Genomic DNA, 17,922 nt, shown 5'->3' on the forward strand with positions numbered 1-17,922 from the left:
CCAGTGATGAATACACCGAAATCGAATCGACTTATTGATTTTAGCAACGTAGAAGGCGATATCCGAGGCGGTGTTGTTTCATTTCTTGTGGCCGTTCCTTTGTGCCTGGGCATCGCCCTGGCTTCGGGCGCCCCTCTTTTTGCCGGCATCATCGCCGGAATCGTAGGCGGTCTGGTCGTTGGTATCTTTAGCCGTTCTGCATTAAGTATATCTGGCCCGGAAGCAGGCCTCATTGTCGTGGTTCTGGGAGCCATCGAAACGCTTGGTTCATTTCCTACCTTTTTGCTGGCAACCTGTCTGGCAGGTATAATTCAGATTGGGCTGGGTTATGCACGAGCCGGGATTGTCAGCAACTTTTTCCCTTCATCGGTTATAAAGGGAATGTTAGCCGGGATTGGTGTTATTCTGATTATCAAGCAAATTCCGCACTTGGTTGGCTATGATGCTGACTCAGCAGAAGGCTTTTCGCTTTTTCAGCCGGGCGGCTTTAACATCATCGAACAATTCAAAATGGCGCTCGGTCAGCTTAATGCGGTAGCCATCATTATTTCTGTTGCGTCTTTAGCCATTTTACTCCTGTGGGAGCGGCCTTTTTTCCGCCAGCACGCCTTCCTGAAAAATATTCCGGCAGCTCTTATTGTCGTTATTCTAGGCATTTTGATTAATAGCGCCGTAAATCTGATTAACCCTGCCCTAGCGCTACAAGGTGGGCACTTGGTTCAGTTACCTGTTCCCGACAGCGCAGCCGCTTTCCTTGATCTGTTTACCTTTCCCGACTTTTCGCAGTGGAATAACCCGCAAGTTTACACGGCTGCCGTTTCAATTGCGCTGGTAGCCAGCCTTGAAGCTTTATTAGCGGTTGAAGCAACGGATCAATTGGACCCCTACAAGCGTAAAACACCGTCAAACGCGGAGTTGAAAGCGCAGGGAGTTGGCAATATTGTTAGCGGCCTGATTGGTGGTATTCCCTTGACCTCGGTTATCGTGCGGAGTTCAGTTAGTATCAATGCCGGGGCACGCACGAAGCTGGCCGCCTTGATTCATGGCACACTTTTGCTGGTCTGTGTAATCACTCTTCCGGTTGTTCTGAACATGATTCCCTGGGCTTCCCTGGCCTCAATTCTATTGATTACGGGGTATAAACTCACCCGAATAAGCATTTTTAAGCAGCTTTACAGTGAAGGCTTTATTAAGTTTCTTCCATTTGTTGCTACGATTGTTGCCATTTTGCTAACGGATTTGCTAACCGGAATTGCCATTGGGATGGTAGTTGGCCTTTTCTTCATCTTGCGGGAAAATTACCTCAACGGTCACCAAACGCATACCTACGTTGATCAAGGCATCAAGCGCATCCGAATCAGCCTTGGCGATTATGTCTCGTTCTTGAGTAAGGCGAGTATTGTCAAGCTGCTGAAAGATGTTCCTGATAACTGCATCCTCGAAATTGACGGAACAAACTCTTCCTATATCGACAGTGATGTGGTCCAAACCATTCTCAACTTTGAAGAAACGGCCCGGCTGCGAAACATCCGTTTGATTTTCCTTAGAGGGCCAGAAGAGCACAAAACGCAAGTTGAGCCATCTGGTCCAGCACCATCCCCCGTTGAAGCACAGCTTAAAGCAGTAAGTTAATATAAGAGTTCTTTTATGATGCGGTGTCTCAGGAAGAGACTTGCTACTGGCGAGTCTCTTCTTTTTTTGTTTAAAATCTGCCTTAAAAGGCTTTGGGAAGATAATCAGGCACTTAAGTCAACAAAGCATGTACCTCGTAAACATTCACTAAGGGATTCTAACTTATCCCGAAACAATTGGTTTATTGGATAAATTTACCGAATACCATGAATTTACTTGAGCTTGCCCATAACCCCGCCCAAACCGCAAAGGCCGTACGTTTGCTTTACGTTCAGGATACCATGCCTGGCATTACGCGTCATCGCAAGGGTGACCGATTTATTTACAAAGATGCCAAAGGCACGGAGGTTAAGGATGAAGATACATTAAGCCGTATTCATAAAATGGTGCTTCCGCCAGCCTGGGAGCGCGTCTGGATTTGCGCAAAACCCAATGGACACCTTCAGGCTACCGGAATCGATACCAAGGGACGTAAGCAGTATCGGTACCACACGAACTGGAACGCCATTCGAACCGAAACCAAATTTTTTCGCATGATTGCTTTCGGCGAACACCTTCCGCTTCTACGCGCTCGGCTGGAAAAAGACCTAAAGCAACGCGAACTGACAAAAGAAAAAGTTATCGCCATTGCGCTGTCTGTGATGGAGCAGACGTTGATTCGGATTGGTAACGCTTCCTACGAGAAGGAATACGGGTCATATGGGCTTACCACCTTGAAAGACAAGCATGTAAATGTAGATACGGGTAAAGTTAAATTCCGCTTTAAGGGCAAAAAAGGCGTTTTCCACGACATTACAGTTAAAGACCGCCGGCTAGCGAAACTCGTCAAAGCGTGTCGCGACATTCCTGGCAAAGAGCTGTTTCAGTATTATGATGAAAACGGCGAGAACCGGAGCATCGACTCGGGTATGGTAAATGACTACCTGCGGGAAACGGCAGGTGATGATTTTACTGCTAAAGATTTTCGTACCTGGGCGGGCACCGTCAATGCTTTAAGAATGCTGGCAGAACTGGAACCTTGCGAAACCGAAAAAGAACTCAAGAAAAACGTCAACACGGTGCTGGAAGAAGTGGCCCATAAACTGGGAAATACAAAAACCGTCTGCCGTAAGTATTATGTACACCCGCAAGTTTTAGAAGCCTATGAGTGCCAGGATTTGAATCCATATTTCCAGCGAAAAAACCGGTTTCGTCAGACCAGCAAGTACGGCCTTGATTCTACAGAAAAGCTACTGCTTACGTTCCTGAAAGACCAGCTTAAGCAGGTAGCCCGGAAAACGGGTAGCCGGGCCTTGCAACAAGCGGCTTAGCTCTACGACTGACCCTGCGCTTTTACCCAACAGTTGTGGTCGCATCTTTTGCAGCAAGCATGAGGCTGGGGTTCCAGCTTTGTTACATTGCCACAGTTACGACAGGCATACAGGCCCGCCTCCTGGATGTCTTCAAACGTCTGATTGAGCAATTTAGGCAGAATCGGTAAGCCCGGTTTTACATCTTTATCTTCCTGTAGGAACACACTGAGTTCGCCATGTGGCTCTAGAATGGCCACGCGTACCTGACCAAGTTGCTCAACGCCCGACAGCCTTAATTCAGCGAACAATTCGTCCAGGCCAAGATCTTCTTCGTCAAAGTTTTGCTTGTCAATGCATCCATTTTCGATTACGTAGACTGGCTTACCTTCCAGTGCCACCCGAATTTTTTTGTTTTTATCGCTGATTCGGGTGGCGAGCTTATAACAACTCATCATAACCACGAAAACAACAATAACTACCAACAGGGGAACATCGTCGTAAAACATGGGGTCACCGGCGGCTGAGCCTAAGCCAATCACCAGTACCAGTTCATAAACGGATAATTGTTTAACTTCCCGTTTCCCGGAAACCCGAAGTGCCAGCAAGATAACCAGGAACATAATAAACGTTCGTAAGGCTACCTCGAGCAGGTAGAGGCCCGGAAAATCATGGAGGAAGATACGCTGCCAATCAAACGCAACAACAGGCTCTTTCATGAGTTGCTGTTATTTGCGGCCTGCACTTCAGGTGCGCTGTCCTTTCGGATTTTTTTATTTCGATTTTGAGCCCATTCTTGGGCGCGAGCCGTGGCAATTGAAATTGCGCGGGCATCTTCGTGGCCTTCCGCCAAGAGGGCATTGGCAATTTCGATGGCTTTATTCCGCACCGGCGCCATGAAGTTTTTCAACGACGGTGGATAATTTTCTTTTGTCCAGGGCATGAGTTTGATGGATGAGTAAGGAGGGGAAGCGGTGCACTTTGCTACCTAAATTTAAACTAGATTCAGGCCGAAAAGTTACTCCTACTCAATCATTTATTCATGCTTATTCTGCTATTTTCCCACTTCCTGCAAAATTAGGCTACTTAGCCGCAGCAGTTCAATTTCTGAGATTTTAGTGTTGTATTCTGCATTAATTAGCCGCGTTTCCGCTGCCACGGCATTTCGTTGTACGTCCCTGAATTCAACCGAGGTTGAGTTTCCGACGCGGTAACGCTCAAAGGCAATGTCTACGTTTTCGTTGGCTATTTTGTAATTTTCGTTCTCAAGATTTACCAGCGTCAGGCTATTGCGGTACTGTGAATAGGTTTGTTCCAGCGCCTGCGCAATCAGGATTTGTTGCTGGCCTTGCTGGTATTCCGTAATAAGAGCATTTGTTTTGGCATTATTGATTAGTCGCCGCTGGTTGAATCCTGTAAAAATGGGAATAGAAGCCTGAATACCGTACGTAAAAATATCATTTCGGCCCCGGCGAACCCCAAAACCACCCTGATTGTCAATAGCCGTAAAGTTATAACCAGACACCAGATTGACCACGGGCAATTGAGCGGCTCTCGTCAATTGGGTATTTAGATCGGCTACACGCCGGTTTAAGGTGGCCGTTACCAACTGCGGATTATTGGTGTTTGCTGCTTCGCGTAAACGATCGATGGCTAGATCTGTCCGTACAATAATCGTATCCTGCACGACAAACTCCGTAGCCGGATCGCGCACCAGCAAGGTATTCAGAAAAACTTTAGCATTTCGCACGTTCTGCTCCTGCGATACCATAGCCGAACTATCGGTGTTGTAATCCACCTGCGCCGTCAGAAAATCCACTCTCGATCGCGCTCCTACTTCGTAATTGCCACGGGCCAGGTCCAGGCGTTCCCGCGAAATATCAAGTGCCTGGCGCAACGAAAGAAGCTGCTGCAATTGGCGAATAACATCATAGTAAGCAGTTGCTACGTCGGCTACTGTCAATTCGATGTTTGCCCGCGTATTTAGCTCGCTGATTTTGACTAATTCCGATAGGCGGTCGTAGCTGTAAAAGACACCAAAGCCATTGAAGAGGTTCCAGTTAAGCGACAGGCCAACGGTTGAACTCCGGTTAAGCGCACCGTAAATCTCCTGCCGAGGCCGAATGTTGTCCAAAAAATCCTGTCGCAGGTTTTGAACGGAGTTGTTGTTGTTGAATGTCCCATTGATCGAAGGCAGAAAAGCGCCAAAAGCAAACCGAAAGTCATTTCGGCTAATCTGTTCCTGCGATTTAGCAATGCGAATCTGATAGTTTCGCTCCAATGCCAGCGAGATAGCCTCCTGCAAGTTGATTGGATCACCTACCTGTACGATACGGTCCTCCAATTTAGCACGTTGCGCAGGCGATTTTATAATTTGAGAGTGGGCTGTTAAGAAAGAACAAATGAAAAGTATACTAACTAAAGAGCGCATTCTGAGTAGGCGTTACGTTTAACCCATCAAAATTAGAATATATTCTAACATTCTAATCCATCTGCCAAATTTTGCTTGTCATTTTAAACCTTAATTCTTCTATATTTAGCCGCTTATCTTAAATTCTAATGAAAAAAGCAGCTTTCGGCTTATTGCTCCTCTTTCTTCTCCAAGCTTGTTCGACTAAAAAAAAGGCTGACCTTATTGTCCATAACGCCACGGTATATACTGTTGATTCGGCCTTTACGACCGCACAGGCATTCGCGGTGAAAGACGGAAAATTCCTCGCCGTTGGAACGGACAAGGCTATTTTAGAGCAGTACGAAGCCGATATCGTGGCTGATTTGAGCGGCAAACCGGTTTATCCCGGCTTTTACGACCCTCATTCCCATTTCTTTGGCCTCGGTCAGGTCCTTGACCAGGCTGACCTGGTTGGCACAAACTCGTTCGAAGAGGTAATTGACCGGCTGAAAACGTACCACCAAAAGCATTCAGATGCCATCTGGCTTGTTGGTCGGGGCTGGGACCAGAATGACTGGACAGACAAACGTTTTCCGAGCAAAGAAAAATTAGACGCCGCTTTTCCAAATGTTCCTGTTGCACTAATGCGCGTGGATGGCCATGCTCTGCTGGTCAATTCCAAGGCCCTCCGCCTAGCCCGAATCACGGCAGGCACCAAAATAGCCGGTGGTGAAATCGTTCTGAAAGATGGCGAACCGTCGGGGGTTTTGGTTGATAATGCCATGCAAATGGTCAAGCGCGTTATTCCGCAGCCCGATGCGAAAGACAAGGAACGCATGTTGTTGGCGGCACAGAAAGTATGTGTTTCACTCGGCTTAACGAGTGTTTCTGATGCGGGCCTCGACCGCCCGGATATTGAACTTATCGAAAAAATCCAGAAAGAAGGAAAGCTGAAAATTCGGGATTATGTCATGATTAGCCTGGGTGAATCCAATCTGGATTATTACCTCAAGAAAGGGCCTTTTCAAACCGATCGCTTAACGGTTCGGGCCTTCAAAGTCTACGCCGATGGCGCTTTGGGGTCGCGCGGGGCCTGTCTCCGCCAGCCCTACAGTGACCGCCCCGAAACCGGTGGTTTTCTGCTACTGAATCCTCAGGAACTTGAGCGCGTACTTACGCTGATCAGTAAAAGCGATTTTCAGGCTAATACCCACTGCATCGGCGATTCTTCCAATCACCTGATTCTGGATTTATACGGCAAGCTGCTAAAAGCGCCAAACCAGCGTCGCTGGCGCATTGAACACGCCCAGGTTGTCTCGCCGGATGATTTCTGGAAGTTCAATCGGTATTCGGTTATTCCCTCGGTTCAGCCTACCCACGCTACCTCCGACATGTACTGGGCCGCCGATCGCCTCGGCCCCAACCGCGTAAAAGGAGCTTACGCCTTCAAGGATTTGATGAAGCAGAACAACCTGATTGCCTTTGGTAGCGATTTTCCCGTCGAAGCCGTCAATCCGCTTTATGGCTTTCACGCTGCCGTTGCCCGGGTGGACGAAAAAGGCTATCCGCAGGGCGGCTACCAGATGGAAAATGCCGTTGATCGGGAATCGGCCCTGAAAGCCATGACGCGCTGGGCGGCCTTTGCCTGTTTTGAAGAGCACCTACGTGGTTCCATCGAAGCGGGCAAACAAGCCGATTTTGTGGTTTTGCCCAAGGACATCATGAAAATACCGGCTCCGCAATTGCGACAGGTTAAAATATCTCAGACCTGGATTGGTGGCGAGCGTTTGTTTTAATTACGCTTCCACCTTCGCCTCTTCACGCTTGCCTTCCTGCATCCACCGCCGGATGATTTGCGTCAGGGGCTTCGCCTCGATCAAGAACCCATCGTGGCCGTATAGGGAGTCAATTTCTTCGTAACGCGCATCGGGAATGTGCCGCGCCAGAAACTGTTGCTCGGCGGGTGGAAATAAAATATCTGAACGAATGCCCACCACCAGCGTTCGAGCCTTGATCCGCAAGAGCGCATTGATGATGCTGCCCCGGTTTCGCCCGACATTGTGCGAGTCCATGGCTTTCGTTAAATGCCAGTAGGTATAAGCATTAAACCGTTTCACCAATTTCTCACCCTGGTATTGCTGGTAGCTGGATGCTTTGTAGTTATCTAATTGTTCGTTATGATCCAGTGCCTGCGTAAAGCCGTAAGTATCGTAGTTTCTGTAAGAGAGCAACGCAATGGAACGCGCCGCCTTTAAGCCTGTTATACCTGCATCGTCCCGACTTTCCTGCCAGCTGGGATCCGCAGCCAGCGCCATGCGTTGGGACTCGTTAAAGGCAATTCCCCAAGGTGAATGAACGGCATTTGCCGCAATCAAAACTAAATTTTCAATAATACTCGGCTGCTGAATGGCCCATTCTACCGCTTGCTGGCCTCCAAGTGAACCTCCTACACAGGTATGGATGTGTTCGATGCCTAATTCCTGCCGCAATAAATCCAGCGCCCCGGCCATGTCACGCACTGTCACAAGCGGGAAATCATGGTAAAATGGTTTGTTCGTTCGCGGATTAATGGACAACGGTCCGGTTGACCCGTAACAGGAACTGAGCACGTTGGCACAAATGATAAACTGGTTTTCCGGGTCAAAATATTTTCCTGGACCAACCATGCCATCCCACCAATCGCCGGGGTCAGCACTGCCGGTTAGGGCGTGACAGATCCAAACGACATTGGAACGGCTCTCATTGAGCGTACCACGTGTTGTATAAGCCAGCCGAAAGCCCGGAAGTTCGTCACCGGATTCCAGCGGATAAGAAAATTTGTAGTCGAAAAATTTAGTCTCCATAGAATCATGTCCCGCAGCGCCCGTCGGCGTTGCGGGACAAGTAGATTAGTTCAACACAGGCGCAGATACTTGGGCAAAAGCCTGCTCAAGATCGGCTATAATGTCATCAATGTGCTCAATACCAGCCGAGATTCGCAATACGCCTGCGGCAACACCTGCCGATGCCTGCTCATGCTCGGATAGCTGCTGGTGGGTAGTTGAAGCCGGATGAATGATGAGCGTTTTCGAATCGCCGACATTGGCCAGGTGGCTGATTAGCTTCAGGCTGTTTACGAACGTATCAGCAGCTTCGCGGCCTCCTTTCACTTTAAATGTAAACACACCGCCAAAGCCTCTTTTCAGGTATTTCTTGGCTAGTTCATGGTAAGCACTACTTTCCAGACCTGGGTAATTAACCGCTTCGACCTGTTCGTGTTTTTCCAGCCATTGGGCCAGCGCCAGCGCGTTCTGCACGGTACGATCTACCCGCAAAGACAACGTTTCCAGTCCTTGAATCAGCAGGAAAGAGTTAAACGGGCTAATGGACGGACCCCAATCCCGCAGGCCCTCCACGCGGGCGCGAATGATAAATTGAATATTCCCGAATGGACCATTCACTCCAAAAACATCGCTAAACACCAAGCCATGATAACCCGGTGATGGCTCGCTAAACTGCGGGTACTTGCCATTGCCCCAGTTGTATTTTCCACTATCGACAATTACGCCGCCAATGCTTGTGCCGTGGCCGCCAATCCATTTTGTAGCTGACTCAACCACAACTGCCGCTCCGTGTTCGATGGGACGGAACAAATAGCCGCCCGCGCCAAACGTATTGTCAACAATCAGGGGAATGTCATGCTTCTGCGCCAAGGCCGCAAACGCCTCAAAATCGGGGATATTAAAGCCGGGATTCCCGATGGTTTCCAGGTATAGTGCTTTCGTATTTTCGTCAATCAGGCGTTCAAAGCTGGCAACGTTATCGCCTTCGGCAAAGCGAACGTCAATGCCCAACCGCTTGAAAGATACTTTAAACTGATTGTATGTTCCGCCGTATAAGTAGGAAGTCGTCACGAAATTATCCCCGGCATTCAGGATGTTGTTCAGCGCAATAAACTGGGCTGCCTGCCCGGAAGCCACCGCCAGGGCAGCTACGCCCCCCTCCAAAGCCGCCACCCGCTTTTCAAAAACGTCGGTAGTGGGGTTCATGATGCGGGTATAGATATTTCCGAACGCCCGCAGCGCAAACAGATCAGCTCCGTGCGCTGAGTCATTAAATACGTACGACGTCGTTTGGTAGATAGGCACAGCCCGTGAATTAGTCGTACCGTCTACTTCCTGCCCGGCGTGAAGTTGCAGGGTTTCAAAATGCAATGGTTGATCTGCCATTTCTTTGCTAAAATTTGAGTGGCTGCCCAATTGCCGCACGGCAATGAGCAATTAATATGGGATAGGAATTTACTGTGCCGTTAGGCACAGCAGTGCATACGGAACCGCTTCGGTTCTTCGTTGCCGCGTGTGAGAAGATTCAGTTGCCCACCGAGGGCATACAACATCGAAATAGATTCATGATTTTAGCGATTTATATTTCCTACAGGATCGCCGAGGCGATAACTTAGGCGGGAATTAGCACCTTGCTACGCAGCAGGTTGCCAGAGGTTTACAGAGCCCGGTCTCTCCCCTCTTTCTGTATAAATCCATCGAACCGTTGAGCCGCCGAAACAGCTAGCCGGTGAACCAGCAGAAGTGGAACAGATTGACGAAAGCCAACCTTATCGAGGAATTGATAGCGCAATTATAAGCAAGAAAGCCTGTATGTGCAATCACTTTCGCCTCTTTTTAGCATAATCGCCTATTAGGTACAAACCCCTAACACCTACCCGGCAGAATGATGCGACCGAAAAAAATCCTGTTACTAGTTATCGATCAAGCCGAAATGGTATATTACTTTTGTGTTAAGTCAATTCCAATCATGTCCCAATTCTATCACTACGATAAAGATAAAGTATTCCGTCGGCCGGGGGTTACCTCGCTGAAAGATGCTATTGGGCAGATGCTAAAATCGTATCAGTTGCAAACCCGTTTCGACGAAACGTACCTCGAAGCATTCTGGGAAAAAATGATGGGTAAGGCAATCGCCTCCCGCACAAACCGTCTTTACGTTAAAAATCGTATTCTACACATCGAAATCTCGTCGGCCCCCCTACGGAGCGAGTTGGTCATTGCCAAGCAAAAAATGATTCAGCTGATTAACAAAGAGATGGGCACCGATGTCATTGAGGACGTGATTTTTATCTGACGGATAAAATGCATTTTTCCTCCACGAATGCAGCAACGCGCTTTCCTGTTATTCATCGTTCTGGCGGTTCGCCGTTTATTCATTAATGATTTCGCCCCCCTTCCTCACCCCCGGCTCAAAAATTGGTTTAGTAGCTATGGCCAGCCGCCTGGATTACGCAACGCTCCAACCTGCTTTCCGCATTTTGCGCGACGACTGGGGTTTGGAAGTAGTTGAAGGACGTACGTTAACGAGCAGTCATTTTCAATTTGCCGGGGATGATGCTACGCGCCTGTTGGACTTACAACAGCTACTTGACGACCCTACAATCAGCGCTATATTTTCGGTTCGGGGTGGTTATGGCAGTTATCGGCTGCTAGATGGGCTGAATTTCACCAACTTCCGACAGTCGCCTAAATGGGTTGTTGGTTTTAGTGACATTACCGCCCTGCACTGCCACATTCATACATTGGGCATTCAGAGTCTCCATGCAACGATGCCTCGGCTATTTGACCAAGATGATTCGGCTGATGCGGTGGAAAGCTTGCGACAGCTTTTATTTGGCGAGACAATCGCCCCTTATGCAGCTCCGGCAAATGCCTTAAACCGCCCCAGTGAAGCGCAAGGGCAGTTAGTAGGCGGCAATCTGTCGTTGCTGACCAATATGCTCTGTACTCCTTCTGATCCAGATTATACAGGCAAGATTCTTTTTATTGAAGACATTGATGAAAGTTATTTTTCGCTGGACCGAATGCTGTTGCAACTGCGCCGGAGCGGACGACTGGCCAATTTAGCGGGTCTGGTGGTTGGTCAGTTTTCAGAAATGCGCGTCAATGAAACGGCTCCTTTTGGCAAAACGGCGTATGAAATCATCGCTGAACACGTTGCCGATTATACTTACCCGGTCTGCTTTGACTTTCCGGTGGGGCACGTTCCCCGCAACGTAGCCATGCCCGTCGGACGGCTGGCAACATTGAGCGTCCCGGTTGATTCAAACAGCCCTGCAACATTGCTGTTTTGATCGTAAAAGATCGGCGAGGAGACACTTTCTTCGCCGATCTTTCTTTTTATTTCTTTGCTTTCGCGCTGGCCGTTGCTCCTTTCCACTGTTCCATATAGTCCAGCGTCAGGTGGCACAGGGCTTTTACCCCGAGGGTGAAGCCTCCTTCATCAATGTAAAAATCCGGCGTGTGGTGTGAGCCTACCTCCTGCGGTGTTTTTCCTTTGGCCATGCCGCCCAGGAAAAAGAAAAATCCGGGTACTTTCTGCTGATAAAAGGAGAAATCCTCCGCCCCCGTCTGCGCTGGTGTAATCACTACCTTGTTCTTGCCAGCCAGGGTCTCCAGGGTCGGAACCATCTTTTCGGTGAGCGGTGGATCGTTGTAAGTCACGGGATACATAACGTCAATTTTCACGTCGGCTTTGGCCCCCGCGCTTTCCGCAATGTTTGTCGATATCTCATCAATCCGACGGTGAACCAGTTTCTGAGCCTCTGGACTAAAGGTGCGAATGGTGCCAATCATGCTGGTTTCTTCCGGGATAATATTTTGTCGAATGCCCCCGTGAATGGCTCCTACCGTTACGATGGCCGCCCCTTCCGTGATGTTTAGATTGCGACTCACAATGGTTTGCAAACCCGTTACAATTTGAGAGGAGGTTACGATGGGGTCTACCCCCGACCAGGGAGCCGCTCCGTGTGCCTGCCGACCTTTCACCTTGATGCTGAAGAAGTCAACGGCGGCCATGGTAGCACCGGGGCGGTATTTGATGGTTCCCACTTCCGTTTGCGAATTGATGTGTAAGCCAAAAATGACATCTACTTTCGGGTTTTCCAGTACGCCTTCTTTCACCATCAATTGCGCGCCCCCTTCTTCTCCGGCGGGTGGTCCTTCCTCAGCGGGCTGGAAAATGAATTTTACGGTGCCTTTCAGTTCGCTTTTTGCTGAAGCCAGGGCCTCCGCAACGCCCATGAGAATGGCCACGTGCGAATCGTGCCCGCAGGCGTGCATGACCCCAGTTTGCTGGCCGTTATACTCCGTCGATACCGTTGACTTAAACGGCAGGTCGCCCCGCTCGGTCACGGGCAAGCCGTCCATATCAGCGCGTAAGGCTACCACCGGGCCGGGCTTTCCACCTTTTAGAAGACCAACCACGCCGGTTTTAGCCACATTCGTCTGCACCTCGATACCCAGCGCTTGCAAATGAGCTGCCACTTTAGCGGAAGTTTTAAACTCCCGGTTACCTAATTCTGGGTTTTGGTGAAAATCCCGCCGCCACGCCACGACTTTTTTCTCCAGACCGTCCGCCACCTTGCTGACCTGGGCTTTGACTGGCGACTGCGCTTCAGAGATCAATGGAATAACTGCTAGGGCAACCGCGCAGAAATTTGTAAAAATGGTACGCATGAATTATTTCTAAGATTTTATAATGAATAATTACAATGCCTTCGGCTTTAACTAACTCTTTACCAAGATACTTCAAAACGTCTTTTTAGCGCGTTGGAAGCTGTTTTTTCTTTGGTCATTAAAATCAGAAGCCACCCTACAAACGCAGGATGGCTTCTGAAAAATTGGCTAAAAACTGGCTTAGTTCCGCACGATCAAGGAGTTAGTCACTAACTCAGTTGATGGGATGGGCCATACATACAACGTACTTGAAGGAGGAACAGCTCCAACCGACGCTTTACCCGGAATAGTAGCGTTCAATCGCATGATGTCAATGTTGCGGATTCCTTCGCCCAGAAACTCAATTCTACGTTCCAGCAGAATGGCATCTACCAAAGCCTGCACGTTGGCAAAGCTAGCCGCCGTATAAACACCCGCCGGATTTGACCGACCACGCACAGCGTTCAATAAGGCCAGTGCTTGCGGATCAACCGAATTGGTGGTCCGCGCTCTTGCTTCCGCTAGACTCAGCATTACTTCTGCATACCGTATGACGTGAGCTTTATCGAGGAACGGCGTTCTGTCTTTATACTTAGTCAGGAAAAACTCAGTGCCAGAGGCCGTCACAAAATTGGCTCGCCGCGCATCAGTAGCTGGGAAAGCCGTCGTGTTGGCTAAAATTCCGGCTGGATTCAAGCTATACTCAGCACCTCCATTTGGAGCGGGTTGAAAATAGAAACCTAATTGGTTTTGCGTACCCGGAGCATCCTGCGCGGTGAACGGAAAAGCCAGAATTGTTTCTGTCGTTTCCTGCGGAATAGCAAATACAGTCACGATAGAAGCATTCAGGCTGTTTGGAACACCTGATCCAGCCGTAAACGGAGCCGCTGCCGGAACGATTTTGTTAGCTTCCGTAATGACGTCCTGGTAACGGGCCATTGTCAGATAAACCCGTGTTTTCAAGGCAATAGCCGTATTGCGGTGCGCACGGGTCGTATTCAACGTTGCATTGGTTCCGTAATTTAACGGAAGGTTTTGTTCCGCAAAATTCAGGTCTTCCAGAATCTGGTTGTAGACCTCCGCAACGGTGCTTCTGGCTAAGTCGTTATTCGACGCATCGATTTCAGCCCGTAAACGCAGGGGCAAACCTGGCTTGCTTCCGTTCCCATCTATATAAGGACGAGCGTATAGCTGAAGCAGCGAGTAATAGCTAAGGGCACGTAAGAACCGGGCTTCACCTTTGTACTGGTTAGCCGTGACAGTAGCAAAATCAGCCGGAAAGGTAGGCACCACATATTTGGATGCGTTTGCATCGATCCCCGCCAGAAATACGTTTGCCTGGTTGATTGCCGAATAGGCATCTGTCCATAAATTGATCACGTCATTCTGGGACGTCTCAGTAACGGTATGGTTCCAGACTCCGTTTCCGGTTACGTTGTTGCTGGTCCGGTTCAGAAAATCGTTTGCCCGTATATCGCCGTAGATCTGATAACGCCCGCCCATAAAGGCCCCCGATTTGACGTAGTCATAGAGCGCGTTAACCTGCAAGGCAATCCGTCCAGGCGTATCAAAAACTACTTGATCAGAGAACTGAGTTTGAGGAACTGGATTCAATAAATCGGTTTGGCAGGAGAACGACCCCGCAGCCACCAGGGCTGTGCAGATGGCAACTGCTATTTTTTTATTTACAAAAGTCTTCATTATCATACGAATAGTTTAGAAACCAAGATTGATACCTACTGTGAATGTTCTCGCCTGACCAATCGAGTTCCGGTCAACGCCAGATCCGGTGTTGCTACGGGTGCCTGACGAGTTTGTCGAGATTTCAGGGTCAATTCCTTTGTAATTGGTTAATAAGGCTGCATTCTGTACCTGCGCATAAATCCGTGCATTGGCAATATTCAGACGACTTAACAACGTGCTGTTCAGTGTATATCCTAAAGAAACGTTTCTCAGACGAGCGAAATCGCCTTTGAAAACATTTTCTGATATAGGCAGGGCCGAACCGTTAGAAACGTTATCCGTATAAACGACACGAGGAACGGTTCCATTCGGATTTTCTGGCGTCCAGCGATCCAGTACGTGTGTACCGTTGTTCCAGAAACGCATATCCCCTAAACCGGCTCTTGTTCCGTTATAAATGTAGTTACCGCCTGAGAACTGGATAAATACGCCCAGATCAAATCCTTTATAGCGGAATGTATTATCCAGACCACCGTACCATTTTGGCAGCGTTGGGCCATAATAAACGCCATCTGCTGCCTGCGTTGGCGCTGTAGTCGTCTGGCCTTCCAGTGTTGTCCAGCCTGTACCCTGGTGGTCATACTGTACCACTGTTCCATCCGCTTTTTGGAGTAAACGACGACCATTAGCCGGATTCACGCCTAATGAACGAACAACTAGAAGTTCACCCACCGAACGACCTGTTTCTGTGAAGTTTACGGTTTCCAGATCACCTGTCGACGTTGCGATTCGTTGCCCTTGCGTAACCAGTGACAATACCCGGTTTTTTAGCGTTGTCAGGTTACCACTAACTGTCCAGTTAAAATCACCGTTCCGGATCGCGTTAACCTTAACGTTTACTTCAATACCCGTATTTTGCATCGAACCTACGTTGGCTGGAATCGAGTTACTAGGCACCCCCTTTGATGGTGCAAGCGGCACGTTCAGAATCAAACCATCAACCAGGTTTTTGTAGTACGATAAATCACCCTGAATACGATCCTGTAGCAAACCAAACGTCAACCCGATATCGGTCTTTTTACTGGTTTCCCACGTTAAAGCAGGATTACCAGCTCCACTGAAATACAGCGTCGCATTGGCTCCGTACAGGGCTGATGAGTAGGTTTGCAAAGAAGCGAAGTCATCAATTCCCTGGCTGTTACCTACTTCTCCATAGCTACCAGTTACCTTCAGGAAGTTAAATACATTTCCAAAAGCAGCATCTTTCCAGAAAGCTTCTTCCGAAATCACGTAACCCAATGAGGCACCGTAGAAGTTACCCCACTTATTGGCCCAGGCAGAATATCCATCACGACGGAAGTTCACCGAAGCCAGGTATTTTTTGCCAAAATCGTAATTCAAACGACCGAAGTAAGAAACCAGATAGTTTTCACTCTGATAGTTTCCAGATGCAGCGATATTGGTAAAGTTACCCTGGAACGTTTCGAAGAAACCATCGGCCAGTGTCGTGCGGTTAGCACCCCAACGCTGAATAACCGTATGCTGCTCTTCCGTACCCAATAACAACGAGAAATTGTGCTTTTCAGCGAATGTCCGGTCGTATTGCAGCGTATTTTGCCAGTTCCAGCGCTTGTTAGTGCGGTAAAAATTAGACGCTGAACCACCCGTAGAATATCCATCCCCGGCAATTGCCGTTTGGAATGATTTATCTTCGAATCCAATGTTATTAACGCCGAAGGTAGTCCGTGCATTAAGACCCTTAACAATTTCCCAGTTCAGATATACACTTCCCTGAATTTCATTACCCTCCGATGTAAACGAGTTTTTATCCAAATCCACAACCGGGTTGTAATAGCCCGGCAACAGAGGTGCACCCGTTTGTGGGTTAACGTTTGCGCCAGCGCCAATACCTGCAGCGCTCGTGTTATAACTTCCGTCAGGGTTGTAGGCAGGTACGTTAGGTGGCAATACCAACGGTGACCGACCCAGACCAGCCGTGTTGAAGGCAGCATCTGCTAAAGAACCCGTATTCGGCGCCGAGTTGAAGTTATTCGAGTAACCAATTCGCGCACCAACGGTAAACGTTTTATAAACTTTGTGATCTACGTTTACCCGAGCCGAGGTCCGCTTGAACTCATTCCGCTTGATCATTCCATTCTGATTCGAATAACCCAGCGACATGTAGTACGATGTCTTATCCGTTCCGCCTGAGAAGCTTAGTGTGTTTGATGTAGAGAAGCCTGTCCGATAAATATAATCATACCATCTCGTGTCGATTGGGTTTCCGTTTGCATCCAGTGTTGGCCGGAAGCCTTCAACGTTTGTTGCTGGCTGACCCAAGGCAGCCCGGTTTGCATTCAGGTTACGAACGGCTTCGTTCTTAATCGTCATGTATTGATCGGCATTCAGAATGTCGTACAACCGTACTGGATTTGACCAGCCTGCCCAGGAATCAAACGAAAAGCGACCTCTGCCTTTGGCTCCTTTTTTGGTTGTTACCAAGATTACCCCTGCGCTGGCCCGTGAACCGTAAATTGCACTGGCAGAAGCATCTTTCAATACTTCCATGCTTTCGATATCGGCCGGATTGAGGTTACTGAGCGGGTTATTGGCTACGCTTCCAACCGCTGAGGTATTTCCTGTAAATGCAGGAATTCCGTCAATAACAATGAGCGGCGACGAGCTCAGGTTGATTGAGTTTACCCCCCGAATCCGAATTACAGGCGGGTTGTTCAAGACGCCGTTAGGTGTTGTAATATTCACCCCGGCAGCCCGGCCCTGAAGAGCCTGATCAAAGCTCTGTACGGGAGCTGTGGCAATTTCTTTTCCGCTAATGGAAGCAATTGAGCCCGTAAGATCCCGTTTTTGCTGCGTTCCGTAGCCAATTACAACTACCTCATTCAGATCCGATGCGTTTGATGTTAATGCGACATTGACTGTTGACTGATTTCCAATCTGAACTTCTTTTGAATCAAAGCCAATAAATGAAAAAACCAGTGTTCCCCCCGAGGCAGGAACAGACAACGTATACTTTCCTCCGGCATCTGTAGTTGAGCCTTGTGAGGTTCCCTTGACCACCACATTGACCCCTGGCAGAAAGGCTCCGTCTTCGGCAGCCGTTACGCTACCGGAAATTGTCCGCTCCTGTGCCCAGAGCTTACTGCTGGGGAGTAAGAGCAAAGCAAAGAAGCACAGTAATAGTACTTTTCTCATAAGTTTATAGTTTGGATTAAGAAAAAATAATTGCACTTCACCAAATATATAATATCAATTTATCTCCTCACAAAAATTTTCATAAAAAACTTAAGATATACCCGCAATATTCTACTGATACAATGGACCCACGTACAATTATATATTGTTTGTATTTTTACAAATATTATCCTGATTGCTAAGACCGTTCAGTACAAAACTCATAATGCTCCTGTCCATTTTTTGTCTATTT

Annotated in this window: 13 protein-coding genes and 1 riboswitch; of the genes, 5 read left to right on the top strand and 8 right to left on the bottom strand. The window is 48.5% G+C overall.

Annotated features, from left to right (window positions below):
• Positions 1-6: 6 nt before the first annotated feature.
• Both L0Y31_RS02455 and L0Y31_RS02460 read left to right on the top strand, forming a co-directional pair.
• Positions 7-1,632: a SulP family inorganic anion transporter gene (locus tag L0Y31_RS02455; protein WP_234735540.1), complete on the top strand. Its 1,626-nt coding sequence runs from the start codon at positions 7-9 to the stop codon at positions 1,630-1,632.
• Positions 1,633-1,838: 206 nt separating this feature from the next.
• Positions 1,839-2,942 (top strand): DNA topoisomerase IB, encoded by a 1,104-nt coding sequence (locus L0Y31_RS02460; RefSeq protein ID WP_234735541.1) that lies wholly within the window; start codon positions 1,839-1,841, stop codon positions 2,940-2,942.
• Between the two features lie 2 nt (positions 2,943-2,944).
• Here the strand turns inward: L0Y31_RS02460 and L0Y31_RS02465 are convergent, their stop codons facing one another.
• From L0Y31_RS02465 to L0Y31_RS02475, 3 genes are all read right to left on the bottom strand, one after another.
• The gene (locus L0Y31_RS02465) at positions 2,945-3,640 is read right to left on the bottom strand and encodes a DUF421 domain-containing protein (protein ID WP_234735543.1); all 696 of its coding nucleotides are present in this window, start codon (positions 3,638-3,640) and stop codon (positions 2,945-2,947) included.
• The gene (locus tag L0Y31_RS02470; RefSeq protein WP_234735544.1) at positions 3,637-3,864 is read right to left on the bottom strand and encodes a DUF2188 domain-containing protein; all 228 of its coding nucleotides are present in this window, start codon (positions 3,862-3,864) and stop codon (positions 3,637-3,639) included. Before L0Y31_RS02470 ends, L0Y31_RS02465 begins: the two co-directional genes overlap by 4 nt.
• A gap of 111 nt (positions 3,865-3,975) precedes the next feature.
• Positions 3,976-5,265, bottom strand: a complete 1,290-nt coding sequence (locus L0Y31_RS02475) for a TolC family protein (RefSeq protein ID WP_234735546.1) — start codon at positions 5,263-5,265, stop codon at positions 3,976-3,978.
• Positions 5,266-5,480: 215 nt separating this feature from the next.
• Here L0Y31_RS02475 and L0Y31_RS02480 point away from each other — a divergent pair, with 215 nt between their 5' ends.
• A complete protein-coding gene (locus L0Y31_RS02480; protein WP_234735547.1) occupies positions 5,481-7,109 on the top strand; it encodes an amidohydrolase in 1,629 nt (542 codons plus the stop codon).
• Here the strand turns inward: L0Y31_RS02480 and L0Y31_RS02485 are convergent, their stop codons facing one another.
• Both L0Y31_RS02485 and L0Y31_RS02490 read right to left on the bottom strand, forming a co-directional pair.
• Positions 7,110-8,156 (bottom strand): homoserine O-acetyltransferase family protein, encoded by a 1,047-nt coding sequence (locus L0Y31_RS02485; protein ID WP_234735549.1) that lies wholly within the window; start codon positions 8,154-8,156, stop codon positions 7,110-7,112.
• Between the two features lie 45 nt (positions 8,157-8,201).
• Complete coding sequence (locus tag L0Y31_RS02490) at positions 8,202-9,521, bottom strand: O-acetylhomoserine aminocarboxypropyltransferase/cysteine synthase family protein (RefSeq protein ID WP_234735550.1); 1,320 nt, start codon at positions 9,519-9,521, stop codon at positions 8,202-8,204.
• Between the two features lie 190 nt (positions 9,522-9,711).
• Positions 9,712-9,830, bottom strand: a riboswitch (SAM riboswitch).
• A gap of 274 nt (positions 9,831-10,104) precedes the next feature.
• On the opposite strand from L0Y31_RS02490, the gene L0Y31_RS02495 reads away from it, so the two are divergent.
• On the top strand, positions 10,105-10,431 hold the full coding sequence (locus L0Y31_RS02495) for a DciA family protein (protein WP_234735551.1): 327 nt from the start codon (positions 10,105-10,107) through the stop codon (positions 10,429-10,431).
• An 85-nt stretch (positions 10,432-10,516) separates the two neighbouring features.
• Positions 10,517-11,431 (top strand): S66 peptidase family protein, encoded by a 915-nt coding sequence (locus tag L0Y31_RS02500; RefSeq protein ID WP_234735553.1) that lies wholly within the window; start codon positions 10,517-10,519, stop codon positions 11,429-11,431.
• A 46-nt stretch (positions 11,432-11,477) separates the two neighbouring features.
• Here the strand turns inward: L0Y31_RS02500 and L0Y31_RS02505 are convergent, their stop codons facing one another.
• The 3 genes from L0Y31_RS02505 to L0Y31_RS02515 form a co-directional block, all read right to left on the bottom strand.
• Positions 11,478-12,815: an amidohydrolase gene (locus L0Y31_RS02505; protein ID WP_234735555.1), complete on the bottom strand. Its 1,338-nt coding sequence runs from the start codon at positions 12,813-12,815 to the stop codon at positions 11,478-11,480.
• A gap of 180 nt (positions 12,816-12,995) precedes the next feature.
• Positions 12,996-14,495, bottom strand: a complete 1,500-nt coding sequence (locus L0Y31_RS02510; protein ID WP_234735557.1) for a RagB/SusD family nutrient uptake outer membrane protein — start codon at positions 14,493-14,495, stop codon at positions 12,996-12,998.
• Between the two features lie 15 nt (positions 14,496-14,510).
• Positions 14,511-17,690: a SusC/RagA family TonB-linked outer membrane protein gene (locus tag L0Y31_RS02515; RefSeq protein WP_234735559.1), complete on the bottom strand. Its 3,180-nt coding sequence runs from the start codon at positions 17,688-17,690 to the stop codon at positions 14,511-14,513.
• Between the last annotated feature and the right edge of the window lie 232 nt (positions 17,691-17,922).

It is taken from the genome of Tellurirhabdus bombi, assembly GCF_021484805.1.
GTDB classification, from domain to species: Bacteria; Bacteroidota; Bacteroidia; order Cytophagales; family Spirosomataceae; genus Tellurirhabdus; species Tellurirhabdus bombi.